Raw genomic sequence first — 738 nt, 5'->3', positions numbered from 1 at the left:
TCTGGGTCATTTTCGGCGAGGACCGCTTTCGCTGGAGCGCGACGATGATCGGCCTGTCGCTTGCGGTATTCGGAATCTTGCACGCCCTCGCTCAAGCCTTCGTCACTGGTCCCGCCACCAAACGTTTCGGCGAGAAGCAGGCCATTATCGCCGGCATGGCGGCCCCACGGGTGCGCATGATCGTGCTCCTGTCGTTGAGGACCCGGCTAGGCTGGCGGGGTTGCCTTACTGGTTAGCAGAATGAATCACCGATACGCGAGCGAACGTGAAGCGACTGCTGCTGCAAAACGTCTGCGACCTGAGCAACAACATGAATGGTCTTCGGTTTCCGTGTTTCGTAAAGTCTGGAAACGCGGAAGTCAGCGCCCTGCACCATTATGTTCCGGATCTGCATCGCAGGATGCTGCTGGCTACCCTGTGGAACACCTACATCTGTATTAACGAAGCGCTGGCATTGACCCTGAGTGATTTTTCTCTGGTCCCGCCGCATCCATACCGCCAGTTGTTTACCCTCACAACGTTCCAGTAACCGGGCATGTTCATCATCAGTAACCCGTATCGTGAGCATCCTCTCTCGTTTCATCGGTATCATTACCCCCATGAACAGAAATCCCCCTTACACGGAGGCATCAGTGACCAAACAGGAAAAAACCGCCCTTAACATGGCCCGCTTTATCAGAAGCCAGACATTAACGCTTCTGGAGAAACTCAACGAGCTGGACGCGGATGAACAGGCAG

The 738-nt window shown here is 55.1% G+C and carries 2 protein-coding genes and 1 pseudogene; 2 read left to right on the top strand and 1 reads right to left on the bottom strand.

Annotation, left to right across the window (positions count from 1 at the left end; genetic code table 11):
* A pseudogene (locus tag C3486_RS36700) lies at positions 1-215 on the top strand (hypothetical protein); the annotation flags it as partial.
* Positions 216-232: 17 nt separating this feature from the next.
* Here the strand turns inward: C3486_RS36700 and C3486_RS38895 are convergent.
* Entirely contained in the window at positions 233-568 is a 336-nt protein-coding gene (locus C3486_RS38895; protein WP_081450183.1) for a hypothetical protein, read from the bottom strand.
* A 64-nt stretch (positions 569-632) separates the two neighbouring features.
* Between C3486_RS38895 and C3486_RS36690 the strand changes: the two genes are divergently transcribed.
* On the top strand, positions 633-738 hold a 106-nt coding region (locus C3486_RS36690; protein ID WP_025174196.1), incomplete at its 3' end, for a Rop family plasmid primer RNA-binding protein.

Source organism: Streptomyces sp. Ru73 (assembly GCF_002920575.1).
Lineage (GTDB): Bacteria > Actinomycetota > Actinomycetes > Streptomycetales > Streptomycetaceae > Streptomyces.
This window is presented reverse-complemented; position numbering and strand designations above follow the sequence as displayed.

Excerpts from the sequence above, each read along its gene's own strand:
- C3486_RS38895 (WP_081450183.1), bottom strand. The coding sequence starts at position 568 with ATGCTCACGATACGGGTTACTGATGATGAACATGCCCGGTTACTGGAA.